At 77.6% G+C, this 1,155-nt stretch carries 1 protein-coding gene; it reads left to right on the plus strand.

What is annotated here, in order from left to right; genetic code table 11:
* A partial coding sequence (locus KS423_RS45910) for a hypothetical protein (RefSeq protein WP_224285578.1) occupies positions 1-1,001 on the plus strand: 1,001 nt, incomplete at its 5' end.
* Between the last annotated feature and the right edge of the window lie 154 nt (positions 1,002-1,155).

Below are 1,155 nucleotides of genomic sequence, written 5' to 3' on the forward strand. Positions count from 1 at the left end.
AGGCGCGGGTGGCCGAGGTGGCGCAGCGGGCCGCCGAGGCGCTGCGGGAGTGGGCAGAGGCGCACCCGTCCGTCGCCGACCGGTCGGACGACCAGCTGCTCGCCGAGGCCGCCGCCGCCGGACGGGCGGAGCTGGTCGCGCCGCCGTACGAACCGCTGGTGCCGGACAACACCGTCGTGGCGGCGCCCGTCGACCGGTCCGCCGAACGATCCCTGCGGGCACTGATCGGCGCCGGATCCGCCGAGCTGCGCGAGGAGTTGCTGCGGATCGGCCTGCCCGCCCTCGACTCGGCCTGCCAGTTCCTCGGCGCGCACGGCGACACGCCGCAGGCGCGGGTGCAGCTGGTGCTGACGGCGCTGGCGGCGCACGCCACCGCGCACCCGGACGGGCTGGTCGGCGCGCACTACTCGGTGCTCTCGCACCTGGAGGACTTCCTGGTCCACGAGGACCCGGACGGCAGCCTGCGGGCCGGCTTCGAGCGCCGCTGGCAGCGCACCGGCCGGGCGGTCACCGCGCTGGTGGCCCGGATCACCGACGGCGGCGCGCGCGGATGGGAGCGGGACTGGGCGCACTGGTCGGCGACGGCCTGGAGCCTGGCCGAGCGGCGGCTGGCGGCCGGGGCCGATCTCGGCGGCCGCCACGCCGAGTACCGGCAGCGCGCGGAGGCCCTCGGCGACCGGGCCACCGCCGAGCGCTGGAACGCCGAACTGCGCACCCGCTACAGCGAGTTCCACCGCCTGCTGCGCCGCGTCGACCCCGAGGGCACGATGTGGCAGCGCCCGGACTACCTGATCAACCGGGCCGGCACCAACGGCCTGTACCGGCTGCTCGCGATCTGCGACGTCCGCCCGGTGGAGCGCTACCTCGCCGCCCACCTGCTGGTGCGCAGCGTGCCCGAGCTGACCGGCCACCGGTGGCAGGCGGTCCTCGGCGCCGTGGCGGAGGCGGGCACGGAGGAGCCTGGCACGGAGACGCCTGGGATGGATGGGGCGGCGGCATGACGGCCGAACCGGAAGCCGTCCGGCCCCGGCTGCGCCCCGGCGTGGCGGTGACGCCGCTGCGCGAGGGGCTGCACCTGCGCGGCCGCGGCACCAGCCTCACCCTGGAGGGCAGCCGGTCGCTCCCGGCGCTGTGGCAGGTGCTCGCCGCCCGGCT

Origin of the sequence: Streptomyces sp. LS1784, assembly GCF_020103755.1 — a bacterium.
Classification (GTDB): domain Bacteria; phylum Actinomycetota; class Actinomycetes; order Streptomycetales; family Streptomycetaceae; genus Kitasatospora.